1 protein-coding gene is annotated in these 358 nt (G+C 66.2%); it reads left to right on the top strand.

Annotation, left to right across the window (positions count from 1 at the left end; all coding sequences use genetic code 11):
- Nucleotides 1-69 precede the first annotated feature (69 nt).
- Nucleotides 70-358: transposase (locus GSY69_RS13915; protein ID WP_160954411.1), on the top strand; the 289-nt coding region annotated here is incomplete at its 3' end.

Below are 358 nucleotides of genomic sequence, written 5' to 3'. Positions count from 1 at the left end.
GGGCCCTGACCCCGGGTCTTGGACACGTGGAATCCAGCAGTTGCTGGAGGAAGCGAGATGATCAGGACTATGGCCAGGAAGAACTACTCCGATGAGTTCCGTCGGCAGGCCGTCGACTTGTACGAGTCCACTCCCGATGCCACGTTGAAGGGCATCGCCGCCGATCTGGGGGTGTCCCGGGGAACGTTGGCGGACTGGGTGAGGGCGTTCGGGACAGGTTCGACGGCTGCGCCACCAGAACACTCCTCCAGCGGCGCGAAGTCGGCCGGTACCGAGTCCGCGGCGGTGAGGATCGCCCGGTTGGAGGCGGAGAACGCCCGGCTACGGGCCGACAAGGTCAAGGTCGAGACCGAGCGGG

The sequence above is a fragment of the Brevibacterium rongguiense genome (genome assembly GCF_009857845.1).
In the GTDB taxonomy this organism is placed as follows: Bacteria; Actinomycetota; Actinomycetes; order Actinomycetales; family Brevibacteriaceae; genus Brevibacterium; species Brevibacterium rongguiense.
The sequence above is the reverse complement of the archived record's forward strand: the minus strand, read 5'-3'. Positions and strand labels throughout refer to the sequence as shown.